General features: G+C 60.2%; 15 protein-coding genes. 5 read left to right on the forward strand and 10 right to left on the reverse strand.

Annotated features, from left to right (window positions below; all coding sequences use genetic code 11):
* Window positions 1–3: 3 nt before the first annotated feature.
* The gene (locus tag ACODTD_RS10285; protein WP_201816342.1) at window positions 4–3,033 is read left to right on the forward strand and encodes a multidrug efflux RND transporter permease subunit; all 3,030 of its coding nucleotides are present in this window, start codon (window positions 4–6) and stop codon (window positions 3,031–3,033) included.
* Window positions 3,034–3,105: 72 nt separating this feature from the next.
* Here the strand turns inward: ACODTD_RS10285 and ACODTD_RS10290 are convergent, their stop codons facing one another.
* The 5 genes from ACODTD_RS10290 to colR all read right to left on the reverse strand — a co-directional run bounded on the left by ACODTD_RS10290 (window position 3,106) and on the right by colR (window position 6,831).
* Window positions 3,106–3,333 carry a hypothetical protein gene (locus ACODTD_RS10290; protein ID WP_011335717.1) on the reverse strand — a complete coding sequence of 76 codons (228 nt, stop codon included), beginning with the start codon at window positions 3,331–3,333 and terminating at the stop codon, window positions 3,106–3,108.
* Window positions 3,334–3,335: 2 nt separating this feature from the next.
* Complete coding sequence (locus tag ACODTD_RS10295) at window positions 3,336–4,049, reverse strand: lipopolysaccharide kinase InaA family protein (RefSeq protein ID WP_201816343.1); 714 nt, start codon at window positions 4,047–4,049, stop codon at window positions 3,336–3,338.
* 4 nt (window positions 4,050–4,053) lie between these two features.
* Window positions 4,054–4,722, reverse strand: coding sequence for a class I SAM-dependent methyltransferase (locus tag ACODTD_RS10300; protein ID WP_011335719.1), 669 nt, complete (start codon window positions 4,720–4,722; stop codon window positions 4,054–4,056).
* Between the two features lie 161 nt (window positions 4,723–4,883).
* Window positions 4,884–6,158 (reverse strand): sensor histidine kinase, encoded by a 1,275-nt coding sequence (locus ACODTD_RS10305; protein ID WP_011335720.1) that lies wholly within the window; start codon window positions 6,156–6,158, stop codon window positions 4,884–4,886.
* Window positions 6,148–6,831 (reverse strand): two-component system response regulator ColR, encoded by a 684-nt coding sequence (gene colR, locus ACODTD_RS10310; RefSeq protein ID WP_007953224.1) that lies wholly within the window; start codon window positions 6,829–6,831, stop codon window positions 6,148–6,150. Before colR ends, ACODTD_RS10305 begins: the two co-directional genes overlap by 11 nt.
* A gap of 203 nt (window positions 6,832–7,034) precedes the next feature.
* Here colR and ACODTD_RS10315 point away from each other — a divergent pair, with 203 nt between their 5' ends.
* Window positions 7,035–8,984 (forward strand): LTA synthase family protein, encoded by a 1,950-nt coding sequence (locus ACODTD_RS10315; protein WP_285354182.1) that lies wholly within the window; start codon window positions 7,035–7,037, stop codon window positions 8,982–8,984.
* Window positions 8,985–9,035: 51 nt separating this feature from the next.
* Complete coding sequence (locus ACODTD_RS10320; RefSeq protein ID WP_201816368.1) at window positions 9,036–9,779, forward strand: phosphatase PAP2 family protein; 744 nt, start codon at window positions 9,036–9,038, stop codon at window positions 9,777–9,779.
* Window positions 9,780–9,854: 75 nt separating this feature from the next.
* On the opposite strand, the gene groL is transcribed toward ACODTD_RS10320, so the two are convergent.
* The 4 genes from groL to ACODTD_RS10340 all read right to left on the reverse strand — a co-directional run bounded on the left by groL (window position 9,855) and on the right by ACODTD_RS10340 (window position 13,379).
* Window positions 9,855–11,501, reverse strand: a complete 1,647-nt coding sequence (groL, locus tag ACODTD_RS10325) for a chaperonin GroEL (RefSeq protein ID WP_011335723.1) — start codon at window positions 11,499–11,501, stop codon at window positions 9,855–9,857.
* Between the two features lie 51 nt (window positions 11,502–11,552).
* Window positions 11,553–11,846: a co-chaperone GroES gene (locus ACODTD_RS10330; protein WP_011335724.1), complete on the reverse strand. Its 294-nt coding sequence runs from the start codon at window positions 11,844–11,846 to the stop codon at window positions 11,553–11,555.
* A gap of 259 nt (window positions 11,847–12,105) precedes the next feature.
* Window positions 12,106–12,582 carry an FxsA family protein gene (locus ACODTD_RS10335; RefSeq protein ID WP_007953217.1) on the reverse strand — a complete coding sequence of 159 codons (477 nt, stop codon included), beginning with the start codon at window positions 12,580–12,582 and terminating at the stop codon, window positions 12,106–12,108.
* A gap of 65 nt (window positions 12,583–12,647) precedes the next feature.
* Window positions 12,648–13,379 (reverse strand): HugZ family pyridoxamine 5'-phosphate oxidase, encoded by a 732-nt coding sequence (locus ACODTD_RS10340; protein WP_201816371.1) that lies wholly within the window; start codon window positions 13,377–13,379, stop codon window positions 12,648–12,650.
* Between the two features lie 160 nt (window positions 13,380–13,539).
* Between ACODTD_RS10340 and ACODTD_RS10345 the strand changes: the two genes are divergently transcribed.
* The gene (locus ACODTD_RS10345) at window positions 13,540–14,298 is read left to right on the forward strand and encodes an SDR family oxidoreductase (protein ID WP_011335726.1); all 759 of its coding nucleotides are present in this window, start codon (window positions 13,540–13,542) and stop codon (window positions 14,296–14,298) included.
* Between the two features lie 68 nt (window positions 14,299–14,366).
* Here ACODTD_RS10345 and apbC read toward each other — a convergent pair whose 3' ends face one another.
* Window positions 14,367–15,461, reverse strand: coding sequence for an iron-sulfur cluster carrier protein ApbC (apbC, locus tag ACODTD_RS10350; RefSeq protein WP_011335727.1), 1,095 nt, complete (start codon window positions 15,459–15,461; stop codon window positions 14,367–14,369).
* A 155-nt stretch (window positions 15,462–15,616) separates the two neighbouring features.
* On the opposite strand from apbC, the gene metG reads away from it, so the two are divergent.
* Complete coding sequence (gene metG / locus ACODTD_RS10355) at window positions 15,617–17,668, forward strand: methionine--tRNA ligase (protein ID WP_285354181.1); 2,052 nt, start codon at window positions 15,617–15,619, stop codon at window positions 17,666–17,668.
* Window positions 17,669–17,675 lie beyond the last annotated feature (7 nt).

Here is a 17,675-nt window from a genome sequence, read left to right on the forward strand (position 1 = left end):
CCCATGGCTTTTACCGATCCGTTCATCCGCCGCCCGGTGCTAGCCACCGTGGTCAGCCTGCTGATTGTGCTGCTGGGCTTTCAGGCCTGGAGCAAGCTGCCGCTGCGCCAGTACCCGCAAATGGAAAACGCCCTGATCACGGTGACCACCGCGTACCCCGGGGCCAACGCCGAAACCATCCAGGGCTATATCACCCAGCCGATGCAACAGAGCCTGGCCAGCGCCGAGGGCATCGACTACATGACCTCGGTCAGTCGCCAGAACTTCTCGGTGATTTCGATCTACGCGCGCATCGGCTCCAACAGCGACCGCCTGTTCACCGAACTGCTGGCCAAGGCCAACGAGGTAAAGAACAAACTGCCTCAGGATGCCGAAGACCCGGTACTGAGCAAAGAAGCCGCCGATGCCTCGGCGCTGATGTACATCAGCTTCTTCAGCAAGGAGCTGAACAATCCGCAGATCACCGACTACCTGTCGCGGGTGATACAGCCGAAACTGGCGACCCTGCCGGGTATGGCCGAGGCAGAGATTCTCGGCAACCAGGTGTTCGCCATGCGCCTGTGGATCGACCCGGTGAAACTCGCCGGCTTCGGCCTCAGTGCCAGTGACGTGACCAACGCGGTGCGCCAGTACAACTTCCTCTCCGCCGCCGGCGAGGTGAAAGGCGAGTACGTGGTCACCAGCATCAACGCCAACACCGAACTGAAGTCCGCCGAAGCCTTCGGCAAGATCCCGCTCAAGGTCAGCGGTGACAGCCGGGTACTGCTCAGCGATGTGGCGCGGGTCGAGATGGGCGCGGAAAACTACAACTCGATCAGTTCGTTCGGCGGCACGCCTTCGGTGTACATCGGGATCAAGGCCACGCCCGGCGCCAACCCGCTGGACGTGATCAAGGAAGTGCGCAAGATCATGCCGGAGCTGGAAGCCCAGCTGCCGCCCAACCTCAAGAGCGAAATCGCCTACGACGCCACGCTGTTTATTCAGGCCTCCATCGACGAGGTAGTGAAAACCCTGTTCGAGGCGGTGCTGATCGTGATCGTGGTGGTGTTCCTGTTCCTCGGCGCCCTGCGTTCGGTAGTGATTCCGGTGGTGACCATTCCGCTGTCGATGATCGGCGTGATGTTCTTCATGCAGATGATGGGCTACTCGATCAACCTGCTGACCCTGCTGGCGATGGTGCTGGCCATCGGGCTGGTGGTCGACGACGCGATTGTGGTGGTGGAAAACATCCACCGGCACATCGAGGAAGGCAAGACACCACTGGAAGCCGCGCTCGAAGGCGCCCGGGAAATCGCCATGCCGGTGGTGTCGATGACCATCACCCTCGCGGCGGTGTACGCACCGATCGGTTTCCTGACCGGGCTGACCGGGGCGCTGTTCAAGGAATTTGCGTTGACCCTGGCCGGGGCGGTGGTGATCTCCGGCGTCGTCGCCCTGACCCTGTCGCCGATGATGTGCGCCATGCTGCTGCGCCATGACGAAAATCCCACGGGTCTGGCCCACCGCCTCGACCGGATTTTCGACAGCCTCAAGCGGCGCTATCAGCGCATGCTGCACGGCACGCTCAACACCCGGCCGGTGGTGCTGGTGTTTGCGGTGATCGTGCTGTGCCTGATTCCGGTGCTGCTCAAGTTCACCAAGTCGGAACTGGCACCGGACGAGGATCAGGGCATCATCTTCATGATGGCCAACGCGCCGCAGCCAACCAACCTCGACTACCTGAACACCTACACCGACGAGTTCATCAAGATCTTCAAGGAGTTCCCGGAGTACTATTCATCGTTCCAGATCAACGGCTATAACGGCGTGCAGAGCGGCATCGGCGGCTTCCTGCTCAAGCCGTGGAACGAGCGCAGCCGCACGCAAATGGAAATTCTCCCCGAGGTGCAGGGCAAACTCGAGGGCATTCCGGGCCTGCAGATCTTCGGTTTCAACCTGCCATCCCTGCCCGGCACCGGTGAAGGTCTGCCGTTCGAATTCGTGATCAACACCGCCAACGACTACGAGCTGTTGCTGCAAGTGGCCGACCGGATCAAGAAGCGCGCCATGGAGTCAGGCAAGTTCGCCTTCGTCGACCTTGACCTGGCCTTCGACAAACCCGAAGTGGTGGTTGACATCGACCGCGCCAAGGCAGCGCAGATGGGCGTGTCGATGCAGGATCTGGGCGGCACCCTCGCGACCTTGCTCGGCGAAGCCGAGATCAACCGGTTCACCATCGAAGGCCGCAGTTACAAGGTCATCGCCCAGGTCGAACGGGCCTACCGCGACAACCCGGACTGGCTGAACAATTACTACGTGAAAAACACCCAGGGCGAACTGCTGCCGCTGTCGACCCTGATCACCGTGACCGACCGCGCGCGACCGCGACAACTCAACCAGTTCCAGCAACTCAACGCGGCGAAGCTGTCCGGGTTCCCGCTGGTGAGCATGGGGGAAGCCATCGACAGTGTGCTGCAGATCGCCCGGGAGGAAGCCCCGGCCGGTTTTGCCTTCGATTACGGCGGCGCCTCCCGGCAGTTCGTCCAGGAAGGCAGTGCGCTGTGGGTGACTTTCGCGTTAGCACTGGCGATCATTTTCCTGGTGCTGGCGGCGCAGTTCGAAAGCTTCCGCGATCCATTGGTGATTCTGGTGACCGTGCCGCTGTCGATCTGCGGGGCGCTGATTCCGCTGTTCCTCGGCTGGTCGAGCATGAACATCTACACTCAGGTCGGGCTGGTGACACTGATCGGGCTGATCAGCAAACACGGGATCCTGATCGTCGAGTTCGCCAACCAGTTGCGCAAGGAGAAGGGCCTCACGCCTCGGGAGGCGGTGGAGGAAGCGGCGGCGATTCGTCTGCGCCCGGTGTTGATGACCACGGCGGCGATGGTGTTCGGCATGGTGCCGTTGATCGTGGCTACCGGCGCCGGTGCGGTCAGCCGCTTCGACATCGGGACGGTGATTGCCACGGGGATGTCGATCGGGACACTGTTTACGCTGTTTGTCCTGCCGTGCGTTTATACCGTGCTGGCGAAACCCGATCCCAAGGCATGACGCAGTAACACGAGCCATGACGCAATAAAAAAGGCCTCGCATTGGCGAGGCCTTTGGCTCTTGTCGAACGATTCAACTCTGCGGCCTCATCCCTTGAGAAAGTCCGAACATGAACAGCAACAGATCATGGTCCGGCTGAGTCGCCACGGCGGCTTTTGCCACCCGTGGCATCGGGCAATGCGGGTCGCTGGCTGATGCGCCAATGACCTGCATGCGTGGCTGTTCCCAGGCCGCCACCGCCAATGATGCAACTGCCAAGGCTCCTACCAGAAACAAACCTCGTGCAATTTCTAGTTTCATCGCTATAAACCTTTGATAGCGCTGCCAAACGCCGTCTCATAAAAGTAGACGAGTTTTTTCCAGTCGGTAGCGCTGAACGACGAGTGGCGGCGTAATTGCTTCATGTCATGGGCGGCCGCGCGATGAGCGGTCAGACGCTGACGGCATTTTTCCAGATCGATCAGAGCGACTTCGACCTTGGCCGATTCACCTTCGCCGGTCACGCTGACAAAGACGTGCTTGATGTAGATGCAACTGTGCTGCCAGCGACCTTTGTGCATGCGAGCCAGGTTTTCGGCGAGGTCCTTGAGCACGCGTTCATAGACGGCTTCGCCATATTGCTCACGACCGCCGGCGGCCACCCATTGCTCAAGCTCCTGAAAGCCATCGAGGGATTTGGTCACCAACAGCGCCCGCCACTTGTGCTGAGGATCGGGTTGAGCACCGCAAAAGACGATTTCTGGCACCCGGACCCCGAGACGGGAAACCCCGGTCAGCGCATCCAGTTCACGCAACACGGTCGGTCGCCCGAACGGATGCAGCCAACTGCGATAAATATGTCCGGTCTGGCGTTTGGCATACAGCAGTTGACCATCGCGCCCCACCACCCGCTGCACACCACTTTCGCCACCACGACGCACGTTGGGTTCTTCCACCCACTCACCGCGCTGGTTCCAGTAGTAGTCGAAGCGATCCTCGGGAGCGACTTCCGTTTCTGCTGCAAATTGCACTGCCATCCTCTTACCTCTTGCGTAATACGTAGACTCGCCACATGGCATAGAGCGGAATAAAGTCCAGTTGTTCCTGGATCCGGAATCCTGCTTCCTCGAATTCCTTTTCAACTGTTGCGGCCGGTAACACAAACCGGTTCTGGTAACCCTCCTGCCCACGCTTGCGTTCGGCGCGCTTGCGTTTCCAGGCCTTGAAATTGCCGTCTACCCACAGCGAAATGATCACGCTGTCGCGGGTGACACGCTCGAATTCGCGCAAAATCGCCCGACGGTGCTCGGCTTCGCCGATGTGATGCAGCAGTCGCATGCAGAAAATGCTGTCGACGGCGTTATCAGGCAAGGCAATGTCGAACGCAGACGTGTGCAAGGGTTGTACCCGTTTCACCACATCCGCCGGTTGTGCCTGCATGGCGGTCTTGATCATCGACTCGGAGTTATCCGCTCCGATGATCACCCGGTTGGGCTTTTCCGCCAGCAATGGCCAGAAACGCCCTGCACCGCATGGCAGGTCGAGCACCAGTCCCGGCTCGCCGACAAGGGTCAACGCCTTGCGGGCCAACTGCTGATCCCGCCAGTTGGACAAACGACGACCCAGACCGTCCTGATGCTTGCGCAAGTATTTCTGCGCATGGTTGTCGTCGTACTTTTCGGAAAAATCGAGTTTGATCGGGCCGGCCATCACCAGGACTCCTGAATTACTGATGACGCCACCTTAAGCAGTGACGTGTCAGCGTCAGGTCATCCCTTTGTGAAAAAAACGTCATGTAAATCGGCAAACTATTTCAAGGTTATACAGGAATTAGACAGGTTGGCGGCACTCTCGTGTGAGATTCAATGCTCTCAGCGCTTGCCCAGATCGACCTTGAAACGACAGCCATTGGGCTCCATCGTGCTCAGGGTGACGCTCCAGCCCTGGTTCTCGCAGATGCGTTGAACCAATGACAGACCCAACCCCAGCCCTTCGCCGCGTTTTTCGTTGCCACGTACAAACGGCTGGAACATGGCTTCGCGTTTTTCTTCGGGAATGCCTACACCCGAATCCTCGACCACGAAACCATTCTCGTTGAGCGTCAGGCGAATGAACCCCTGCTCGGTGTAATGCAAGGCGTTGCGCAGCAAATTGCCCATCACGGCATTGAGCAGCGTCGCGTTGTAACGGGTGTCGGGCGGATTGCCCGGCTCGAAAATCAGCTGCAAGCCCTTGGCTTCGATGGGCTCGCGCCACAGGCACAGCAAACTCTCAGCCACTTGCGAGAGGTTATGCTGGGGTGCCGCGCCTGCGTCCTCACGCTGGGCACGGGCGAGCATCAGGAAGGTCTGCACCAGTTCACGCATTTCCTCACTGGCCCGCGCAATGCGCTGAACCTGAGCCTTGCCGCGCTGATCGATACCTGGATTTTCCAGCAGCAGTTCACAGGAGCTGGCCAATACCATCAGCGGTGTACGCAATTCGTGGCTGACGTCACTGGTGAACAAACGCTCCCGCGTCAGCGCCTGACGCAGGCGCCCGAGCGTAGCGTCGAATGCCACCGCCAGTTCACCCACCTCGTCTGCCGCATAATCCGGCGCCAGCGGAGGCGCCAGTCCGAGCAACTGATCGCGATGACGTACCTGGCGGGCCAGCCGCACCACCGGGGCCATCACCTTGCGCGCCAGCACCCAGCCAAGGAACACCGCCAGTGCCAGACTGAGCACAAAGCCCACCAGCACCACGGCGAACAGCACACGCTCGCGCTCCTCGAAATCGCTTTGATCCTGCAGCAGCACATAGCGGCGACCGTCGACCACCTCGACCATCGCGTGGTACGACAGCTGCTCGCGAAAGACTTCATGGAAACCTGAATCCAGGTGACGCAGGTCCTTGGGCAGCTCGAAGTCGCCCGGCCCGCCGCTGAAGTAGAACAACTGATCCGGTTCCGGCCGGTGGCTCCAGTCCGAAACATTGTCCATCAACAGCAGTCGTTGCAGGTCGCCGCCGAGCCCGGCGGAAATCAGTTTTTCCTCGACCAGATGCACGGTCGCGACGATGCCCATGGCAAACGCCCCGGCCACCAGCGCACTCATCAACGCAAAGGCGATGATGATCCGCTGGGCAAGGCTTTGCTTAAACTCCATCGCGGCCCTCGGCCAAGCGGTATCCCACGCCGTGCACGGTGTGCAGCAATGGCTTGGCGAACGGTTTGTCGATCACCTGGCGCAACTGGTGGACATGGCTGCGCAGGCTGTCGCTGTCCGGGCAGTCATCGCCCCACAGCGCTTCTTCGAGAATTTCCCGACGCAGGACATGCGGGCTCTTTTGCATCAGCACTGCCAGCAGCTTGAGGCCGACCGGGTTGAGCTTGAGCAATTTGCCTTCGCGGGTCACTTCTAGGGTATCGAGGTCGTAGCTCAGATCGCCGACCTGCAGGGCCCGGCGACCGCCGCCCTGGGTGCGACGCATCACCGCTTCGACCCGCGCCGCCAGTTCCGACAGCGCGAACGGCTTGACCAGATAATCGTCGGCCCCGGACTTGAAGCCCTGCAGGCGATCGTCGAGCTGATCGCGGGCGGTGAGCATGATCACCGGCGTATCGCGACGGGCGTCTTCGCGCAAGCGCTTGCACAGGGTGTAGCCGTCGATGCCCGGCAGCATGATGTCGAGCACGATCAGGTCGTAATGCTCGGTGGCGGCCAGATGCAGGCCCGACAGACCGTCCTGGGCGCAATCGACGGTGTAGCCTTTGAGCCCCAGGTAATCGGCCAGATTGGCCAGGATATCGCGGTTGTCTTCGACCAATAGAATTCGCATGGGCACCTCCTCCGTACACGGTAGCGGCCGTCTTGGCCCGCGCAGCTTACGACCATCGCCGGCTCAGGGCTAGGGCGGCAAGCCCCACAAATCGAGTCTTTCAACCAAATTCATCCCTTAACAAGTTTTTCACTATCGGTTCACAACCTGACTACAGTGACAACGCGAGACTCTCGCGCCATTAGATATAAGGAATTTAGACAATGGACTTCCTCAAGACGGCGCCTGTGCGCTTTTTGCTGCTGGTCACCGGCGCCTGGCTGGTGGTGTTTCTCCTGACCCGAAGCGTGCTGTTGCTGACTCATCTGGACGAGGCCGGCGGCGTCGCGCTTTCCGTGTTCGGCATCGGCTTGCTGTATGACCTGGGCTTTCTCGCCTATGCCGCGCTGCCGATGGGCCTGTATTTACTGCTGTGTCCGCCGGCCTTGTGGCGCCGGCGCGGTCATCGCTGGTTCCTTCAGGGACTGTTGACGGTCAGTCTGTTCGCCATGCTGTTCACCTCCGTGGCCGAATGGCTGTTCTGGGACGAGTTCGGCGTGCGCTTCAATTTCATCGCCGTCGACTATCTGGTGTATTCCGATGAAGTCCTGAACAACGTGCTGGAGTCGTATCCCATCGGCATGTTGCTGAGCATCCTTGCGCTGCTCGCCGTCGCATTGAGTTTCGCGTTGCGCAAACCTTTTAACGCGGCGCTGGACGCCCCGCTGCCGCCACTGCGCGGTCGCCTGCTCAATGCCCTCGGTCTGTTGGTGGTCGCGGGACTGAGCCTGCAACTGCTCAGTCAGGACGCGCCGCGCGCTCAGGGCGGCAATGCCTATCAGAATGAACTGGCGAGCAATGGCCCGTATCAGTTTTTCGCCGCGTTCCGTAACAATGAACTGGACTATGGCCAGTTCTACAGCAGTCTGTCGCCGGAAAAAGTCGCCGGCCAGATTCGCGCTGAATTGAGCGAACCCAACGCGCGCTTCATCGGTCAGGATCCACAGGACATCCGCCGGTTGATCGACAACCCGGGCACTGTGCGTAAACCGAACATCGTGCTGGTTACCATCGAAAGCCTGAGTGCCAAGTACCTGGGCAGCAATGGCGATGAACGCAACCTGACACCGAATCTGGATGCCTTGCGCAAGCAGAGTCTGTACTTCAACAATTTCTACGCCACCGGCACCCGCACCGATCGCGGCCTGGAAGCCATCACCCTGGCCATTCCGCCGACGCCCGGCCGTTCGATCGTCAAGCGCATCGGCCGCGAAAGCGGCTTCGCCAGCCTCGGCCAGCAACTCAGCGCCGTCGGCTACGACAGCGTGTTCGTCTACGGCGGGCGCGGTTATTTCGACAACATGAACGCGTTCTTCAGCGGCAACGGCTACCGCGTCGTCGATCAGAGCAGCGTCGACGAATCGGAAATTCATTTCAAGAATGCCTGGGGCATGGCCGACGAGGATCTGTACAAGCAGACGCTGAAACTGGCCGATGCCGATCACGCCAGACAGCAGCCATTCCTGTTGCAGCTGATGACCACGTCCAACCACCGTCCTTATACCTATCCGGACAACCGGATCGACATCAAGTCCGGCAACGGTCGCGACGGCGCGGTGAAATACACCGACTACGCCATCGGCCAGTTCCTGGAGCAGGCGCGGCAGAAACCGTGGTTCGACAATACGATCTTCATCTTCGTCGCCGACCACACCGCCGGCAGCGCGGGCAAGGAAGACTTGCCGATCAGCAACTACCAGATCCCGCTGTTCATCTATGCACCGAAGTTGATCGAGCCACGGGAAAACGCGCAACTGGCCAGCCAGATCGATCTAGCGCCAACCCTGCTGGGGTTGCTGAACCTGGATTACCAATCGACGTTCTTCGGTCGCAACCTGCTGCAGGACAACCCGCTGCCACCCCGGGTCGTGGTCGGCAACTATCAACATCTGGGACTGTTCGACGGCAAGGATCTGGCGATCCTCAGCCCGCGCCAGGGCCTGCGTCGGCATGACGATGCACTGACCGAAAGCCGCGAGTCCAAAGCCGCCAGCGACGACCCGCTGATCAGCCGCGCCATCACCTATTACCAAACCGCCAGTTATGGCTTCAAGCAACAGCTGCTTGGCTGGAAAGCGCCCAAGGAGGGCGCCGAGCAAGTCAGCGAACGTTAATTGAAGCGCCCCGGGCTGATGCCCCGGGGCGTTTCCCGCTCTGGATATGTCATGTCATCAAGCGTTGTACGCCCTGCCCCTCGCCCGCTGAATTTCTGGTTGTGCCTGGGGATTCCCGTCGTGGCGGCCGTCATTCTGGTTTTGTTGGAGCTGACCGATCTGGACATGGATCTGGCCCGGCTTTTCTATGACCCGGCTGCCGGCGACTTCATCGGCCGCCACAGTTACTTCCTGGAAAACATCCTCCACGACCGCGCCAAACAAGTGGTGATCGCCTTTTCGGTGTTTGCCATCCTCGGGTTCATCGGTGCGTTTTTCATCGAGCGGCTCAAACCGTTCAAGCGTGAGCTGGGCTGCCTGGTGCTGTCGCTGGGGCTGGCCACCTCGTTTGTCACGCCGGTGAAAGCGGTGACGGCAGTGCAATGCCCATGGAGCCTCGAACAGTTCGGCGGCCACGAAACCTACAGCAAACTGCTGGAGCATCGCCCGCCTACCGACAAGCCCGGTCGTTGCTGGCCGGGTGGTCATGCGGCTACAGGTTTTACCTTGTTTGCGCTGTTCTTCGTGCTGCGTGACCGTCGCCCGCGGCTGGCCCGTCAGGCGTTCATCTTTGCCTTTGCACTGGGGTCGGTGTTCTCGATCAGCCGGATGATGCAGGGCGCGCACTTCTTTTCCCACAACGTGTGGACGGCGATCTTCTGCTGGCTGATCTGTCTGGGGTCGTATTACTGGATTCTGTATCGTCCGGCAGTAAAGGGTGAAACAGCGACACAGGCCCGTCCGGTCAATGCATGAAACTCTGAAACGCGGGCAATAAAAAACCCCGTCTGCTCACGCAGACGGGGTTTTTCGTTACTGGGTAAGGCTGGCTTACATCATGCCGCCCATGCCACCCATGCCGCCCATGTCTGGCATACCGCCGCCAGCAGCACCGTCTTTCTTCGGTGCGTCAGCAACAGCAGCTTCGGTGGTCAGGATCAGACCGCCGATCGACGATGCAGCTTGCAGAGCGGAACGGGTTACCTTGGTTGGGTCCAGGATGCCCATTTCGATCATGTCGCCGTATTCGCCAGTCGCAGCGTTGTAACCGAAGTTACCTTTGCCGTTCTTGACTTCGTTGACCACAACGCTTGGCTCGTCGCCGCTGTTGGCAGCGATCTGACGCAGCGGTGCTTCAACGGCACGACGCAGAACAGCGATACCTACGTCCTGGTCGGCGTTGTCGCCTTTGAGGTTGATGATCGCGTTCAGAGCGCGGATCAGCGCAACGCCACCGCCAGGTACCACGCCTTCTTCAACGGCTGCGCGGGTTGCGTGCAGGGCGTCTTCAACGCGGGCTTTCTTCTCTTTCATTTCAACTTCGGAACCGGCGCCAACCTTGATCACTGCAACGCCGCCGGACAGCTTGGCCAGACGCTCTTGCAGTTTTTCACGGTCGTAGTCCGAGGAAGTCTCGGCAACCTGGGCACGGATCTGAGCGATACGCGCCTGGATGTCGCCGTCATTGCCAGCACCGTCAACGATGATGGTGTTTTCCTTGGACAGGGTCACGCGCTTGGCGCTACCCAGGTGTTCCAGGGTGGTGCTTTCCAGGCTCAGGCCGATCTCTTCGGAGATAACGGTACCACCGGTCAGAACGGCGATGTCCTGCAGCATGGCCTTGCGACGGTCGCCGAAGCCTGGAGCCTTGACGGCTGCGACTTTAACGATGCCACGCATGTTGTTCACTACCAGAGTCGCCAGGGCTTCGCCTTCAACGTCTTCGGCAACGATCAGCAGTGGACGGCCGGCTTTGGCAACGGCTTCCAGTACTGGCAGCATTTCGCGGATGTTCGAGATCTTCTTGTCGACCAGCAGGATCAGCGCGCCTTCCAGCTCGGCGACCATGGTGTCCGGCTTGTTGACGAAGTATGGGGACAGGTAGCCACGGTCGAACTGCATGCCTTCTACAACCGACAGTTCGTTTTCCAGGCCCGAGCCTTCTTCAACGGTGATCACGCCTTCTTTACCGACTTTTTCCATGGCTTCGGCAATGATGTCGCCGATGGAGTTGTCGGAGTTGGCGGAGATGGTGCCAACCTGAGCGATCGCTTTAGTGTCGGTGCATGGTGCGGACAGTTTTTTCAGCTCGGCAACGACAGCGATGGTCGCTTTGTCGATACCGCGCTTCAGGTCCATCGGGTTCATGCCGGCAGCGACGGCTTTCAGGCCTTCGTTGACGATCGACTGAGCCAGAACGGTAGCGGTGGTAGTACCGTCACCAGCGTCATCGTTGGCACGGGAGGCAACGTCTTTGACCAGCTGCGCGCCCATGTTTTCGAAACGGTCTTCCAGCTCGATTTCCTTGGCAACGGAAACGCCGTCCTTGGTGATGGTCGGAGCGCCGAAGCTCTTCTCGAGGATCACGTTACGGCCTTTCGGGCCCAGGGTCGCTTTTACCGCGTCAGCCAGGACGTTTACGCCAACCAGCATTTTCTTGCGGGCGGAATCGCCGAATTTAACTTCTTTAGCAGCCATGATCGATATTCCTTAAATACTTTGTAGTAGCGGGAAAATGAACGGGGGTAATCAGCCTTCGATAACGGCGAGGATTTCGTTCTCGCTCATTACCAGCAGGTCTTCGCCGTCGACTTTCACAGTGTTGCTGCCGGAGTACGGACCGAACACAACCTTGTCGCCTACCTTCACGGACAGTGCGCGCACTTCACCGCTTTCCAGTGCCTTGCCCGGGCCTACAGCCAGAATCTCACCGTGGTTGGCTTTTTCAGCAGCCGAACCTGGCAGGACGATACCGCCAGCGGTTTTCTTTTCTTCTTCGCTGCGACGGATGACGACGCGGTCATGCAGAGGACGAAGCTTCATTGTCGATCTCTCCTAATTGTGGTTTTCATCGGCCGGTGTAGTCCCGGCGGGTTTAACGAATCCGGCCTGCGCCGGTTGCGGCTCGTCGAGCGAACCGCGGAAGTCTGTCCGGTTCAAATACCGGAAACCTTTCGGTGACCGATACATAAGGGCGCATAAGCTTATTACAAGGGCGGGGGCTAAAAAATTTTCACGCAAGCTGCATGAATTAGCTCCACAAACGAACACGGCACCCGAAGGTGCCGTGTCGATGCAGAAGTTACTTGGTGTCGCGGTGTTCGAATTCGCCTTCGATCACATCACCTTCGCGTCCCAGAGGCTGGCGCGGCGCAGGACCGCCGCGAGGTTGCAGGTCATCGGCGAACGCTCGCTGGCGCATGGCCTGTTCTTCGGCGCGCTGACGCATTTTGTTGGCGACCAGTCGACGACTGAACGGCAACAACAGCACCAGACCGACCACGTCGCTGATGAAGCCCGGCAGGATCAGCAGGCCGCCGGCCAGGGCCAGCATCAGGCCTTCGAGCATGGTTTGCGCAGGCAGCTCGCCGCGGTTCAGGCTTTCACGGGCACGCAGTGCGGTGGCCAGCCCGGCGACGCGCAGCACGAACACGCCGAACATCGAGCCGAGAATGATCAGCAGCAGGGCCGGGAAAAATCCGATCGATCCTGCCACTTTGACGAATACGAACAGCTCCAACACCGGGAACAGCAGAAAGAGCAACAAAAAAGGGCGCATCAAAGTTTCCTCAACGCAAGAAATGCCTTGCAGTAAGCCTTAGATGACGTCGCCCTTTCGTGAATTCAAGCGTCGGCCACCGCATTTTTTGGCCAGACCTCGGCGTGAGCCAGAGAAACCAAGGCCTCGCGCACTTGTATCGGCGTATGACAAGGCGCTTGAAACGGCAGCCAGTACAGCGCCTGACCGATGCGCAAGTGCATGCCTTCGGTGTCGATCCCGGCCAGTTGCGCCGGGACGGTTTTCGGCAGGCCGGCGAGGTCGACGTAATGCGCAATGGCCTTGGCGTGGTCGCTGTTCATGTGCTCGACCATGCTGACTTCGGCCTTGCCGGCGAACGGGTTGGCCAGGGTCAGGTGATCGACCCAATGGATCGCGCCAAAACCGCCGATGTAGCGATGACGCACCGGTTTGAGCACCCAGAAATCGAAATCGTGGGCCTTGTGGTAATTCTGCGAATCGGGGAAATAACGGTAGTAGCGCTCGGCGGCAGCTTCGATGGCGGCCGCGTCTTCGAGTTTTTCCGCCTCGGCCAGATAGGTCAGGCGACCAACGGCTTGCACATCGTCGGCCTCGCGCTCACCCACCAGCAGCGAACATTTCGGATCTTTCTGCAGGTTGTGGGTGTGCTGGGCGATACGGCTGATCAGGATCAGCGGCCGGCCCTGCTCGTCCAGGCAGTAGGGAACCACGGAGCCGAATGGAAAACCGGGCATCGATCTGGAGTGGGTCGACAGCACGCCACGGTATTCCTTGAGAAGCAATTCTCGGGCATTCTTAGCCGCTTCAACGCTCAATTTATGACTCCTTAAATAGAATCCGTCGAAAAAACGGACAGGCGCATGGAATTTGTTCCACACGCCATCGGGCAGTTCTCATGTGCAACAGGCCCCAGGCCGGTGCAGATCGAGAGGCTACCTATAAGGACCACTCTGACCTGCTCTCGGGGGCATGCGAATGCAACTCAACGACAAAGTAATCATTATCACTGGCGGTTGCCAAGGCTTGGGCCGCTCGATGGCCGAGTATTTCGCGGGCAAGGGCGCGAAGCTGGCGCTGGTCGACCTGAACCAGGAAAAACTCGATGACGCCGTCGCGGCCTGCAAGGCCAAGGGTGTCGAGGCACGCAGCTATCTGTGCAACGTCGCCAACGAAGAGCAGGTGACGCACATGGTCGCTCAGGTCGCCGAAGACTTCGGCGCGATCCACGGCCTGATCAACAACGCCGGGATCCTGCGCGACGGCCTGCTGCTCAAGGTCAAGGACGGCGAAATGACCAAGATGAGCCTGGCCCAATGGCAGGCGGTGATCGACGTCAACCTGACCGGCGTGTTCCTCTGCACCCGTGAAGTGGCGGCGAAAATGGTCGAGCTGAAGAACAGCGGCGCGATCATCAACATCTCGTCGATCTCCCGCGCGGGCAACGTCGGCCAGACCAACTACTCCGCCGCCAAGGCCGGCGTCGCTGCAGCGACCGTGACCTGGGCCAAGGAACTGGCGCGCTACGGCATTCGCGTGGCCGGTATCGCGCCGGGCTTCATCGAAACCGAGATGACCCTGGGCATGAAGCCGGAAGCGCTGGAGAAAATGACCTCGGGCATTCCGCTCAAGCGCATGGGCAAGCCGGAAGAGATCGCCCATTCGGCGGCGTACATCTTCGAGAACGACTACTACACCGGCCGGATTCTGGAGATGGACGGTGGGTTGCGCATCTGACCCCTGCCACGCAATGAAAAACGCCCCGGTGCACAGGCACCGGGGCGTTTTTGTTTAAACCGCAGGCATCAATCGTCGCTGATGGTGATGTTCGGCATCGCCGGCGAGGCTGCTTCCTGCAATACGATCCGCGCGCCGACATGGCGAGCCAGTTCCTGGTAAACCATGGCGATCTGGCTGTCCGGCTCGGAAATCACCGTCGGTTTGCCGCCATCGGCCTGTTCGCGGATCAGCATCGACAGCGGCAACGAAGCCAGCAGCTCGACGCCGAACTGGGTCGCCAGCTTCTCGCCACCGCCCTCACCGAACAGATGCTCGGCATGACCGCAGTTCGAGCAGATGTGCACGGCCATGTTTTCCACCACGCCCAGCACCGGGATGTTGACCTTGCGGAACATTTCCACGCCCTTGCGCGCGTCGAGCAGCGCCAGATCCTGCGGTGTGGTGACGATCACGGCGCCAGCTACCGGGACTTTCTGCGCCAAGGTCAGCTGGATGTCGCCGGTGCCGGGCGGCATGTCGATCACCAGGTAATCCAGATCGCCCCAGGCGGTTTGCGTGACCAGTTGCAGCAGCGCGCCGGAGACCATCGGCCCGCGCCAGACCATCGGTGTGTTGTCGTCGGTCAGGAACGCCATCGACATCACTTCCACGCCATGGGCCTGCAGCGGCACGAACCATTTCTGATCCTTGACCTGCGGACGGGTGCCCTCGGGGATGCCGAACATGATGCCCTGGCTCGGGCCGTAGATATCGGCGTCGAGAATTCCGACCTTCGCGCCTTCGCGAGCCAGCGCCAGCGCCAGGTTGGCAGCGGTGGTGGATTTGCCCACACCGCCCTTGCCGGAGGCCACGGCGACCACGTTCTTGACGTTGGCCAGCCCCGGAATCTGCGCCTGGGCCTTGTGCGCGGCGATCACGCTGTTGACCTCGACCCTGGCAGTCACCACGCCGTCGAGGTTTTCGATGGCCAGTTGCAGCAATTGCGCCCAGCCGCTCTTGAACAGACCGGCGGCATAACCGATTTCCAGCTGCACGCTGACGCGATCGCCAGTGATTTCGATGTTGCGCACGCAACCGGCGCTGACCGGATCCTGGTTCAGGTAAGGGTCGGTGTATTGGCTGAGGACGGCTTCCACCGCTGCGCGAGTGACGGCACTCATGGGCAACTCCGATAACAAGACTGGGAAAAGATGGCGGGTATCCTACCCCTTCTGCCCTCCGGACGGCATGTCCGGCAACGATTTGCAGAGGTGAAATATCTTTCCCGGCGCTTTATAGTGGCCGACCTCCGTTTCATCAAGTAGCGAAGCCCCACATGTCCGAACCACGCAAGATTCTCGTCACCAGCGCCCTGCCCTATGCCAACGGTTCGATCCACCTTGGCCACATGCTGGAATACATCCAGACCGATATGTGGGTGCGCTTCCAGAAGCATCGCGGCAATCAGTGCATTTATGTCTGCGCCGACGACGCCCACGGTTCGGCGATCATGCTGCGCGCGGAAAAGGAAGGCATCACCCCGGAACAACTGATCGCCAACGTCCAGGCCGAACACAGCGCCGACTTTGCCGAGTTCCTGGTGGACTTCGACAACTTCCACTCCACTCACGCCGAAGAAAACCGTGAGCTGTCGAGCCAGATCTACCTGAAGCTGCGTGACGCCGGGCACATCGCCCAACGTTCGATCACCCAGTATTTCGACCCGGAAAAGAAAATGTTCCTGGCCGACCGCTTCATCAAGGGCACGTGCCCGAAATGCGGCACCGAAGACCAGTACGGCGACAACTGCGAAAAATGCGGTGCGACCTACGCGCCGACCGACCTGAAGGATCCGAAGTCGGCGATCTCCGGTGCCACTCCGGTGCTCAAGGATTCCCAGCACTTCTTCTTCAAGCTGCCGGACTTCCAGGAAATGCTCCAGGCCTGGACCCGCAGCGGCACCCTGCAGGACGCCGTGGCCAACAAGATCGCCGAATGGCTGGACGCCGGCCTGCAACAGTGGGACATCTCCCGCGATGCGCCGTACTTCGGTTTCGAGATCCCGGGCGAGCCAGGCAAGTACTTCTACGTGTGGCTGGACGCGCCGATCGGCTACATGGCCAGCTTCAAGAACCTCTGCAACCGCACGCCGGAGCTGGACTTCGACGCGTTCTGGGGCAAGGACTCCACCGCCGAGCTGTATCACTTCATCGGCAAGGACATCGTCAACTTCCACGCCCTGTTCTGGCCGGCGATGCTTGAAGGCGCGGGTTTGCGCAAGCCGACCGGAATCAACGTGCACGGCTACCTGACCGTCAACGGTCAGAAGATGTCCAAGTCCCGCGGCACCTTCATCAAGGCCCGTACCTACCTGGATCACCTGTCGCCGGAATACCTGCGCTACTACTACGCGGCCAAACTCGGCCGTGGCGTGGACGACCTCGACCTGAATCTCGAAGACTTCGTGCAGAAGGTCAACTCCGACCTGGTTGGCAAAGTCGTCAACATCGCCAGCCGTTGCGCCGGTTTCATCCAGAAGGGCAACGCCGGTCTGCTGGTGGACACCAACGCCGCACCGGAACTGACCGAAGCTTTCCTGGCCGCTGCGCCGAGCATCGCCGACGCCTATGAGGCCCGCGACTTCGCCCGTGCCATGCGCGAAACCATGGCGTTGGCCGACCGCGCCAACGCCTGGATCGCCGACAAGGCGCCATGGTCGCTGAACAAGCAGGAAGGCAAGCAGGATGAAGTCCAGGCGGTCTGCGCCACGGCGATCAACCTGTTCCGCCAGCTGGTGATCTTCCTCAAACCGGTGCTGCCAGTGCTGGCTGCCGATGCCGAGGCGTTCCTCAACGTCGCCCCGCTGACCTGGAACGACCACACCACCCTGCTGGCCAACCACCAGTTGAACGAATTCAAGCCGTTGATGACCCGCATCGACCCGGTAAAAGTGCAAGCCATGACCGACGCCTCGAAAGAAGACCTGACCGCCAGCCAGACCGACACCGGTGCCGCCGCGCCTACCGGCAATGGCGAACTGGCCAAGGATCCGCTGTCGCCGGAAATCGACTTCGACACCTTCGCCGCGGTCGACCTGCGCGTGGCGCTGATCGTCAAGGCCGAACACGTTGAAGGTGCGGACAAGCTGCTGCGTCTGACCCTCGACATCGGTGACGAGCAACGCAACGTGTTCTCGGGGATCAAGAGCGCCTACCCGGATCCGTCCAAGCTCGACGGTCGCCTGACCATGATGATCGCCAACCTCAAGCCACGGAAAATGAAGTTCGGCATCTCCGAAGGCATGGTGATGGCAGCCGGCCCTGGTGGTGAAGAAATCTACCTGCTGAGCCCGGACAGCGGCGCCAAGCCGGGTCAGCGCATCAAGTAAGGTTCTG

The sequence above is a fragment of the Pseudomonas sp. FG35 genome (assembly GCF_057809295.1).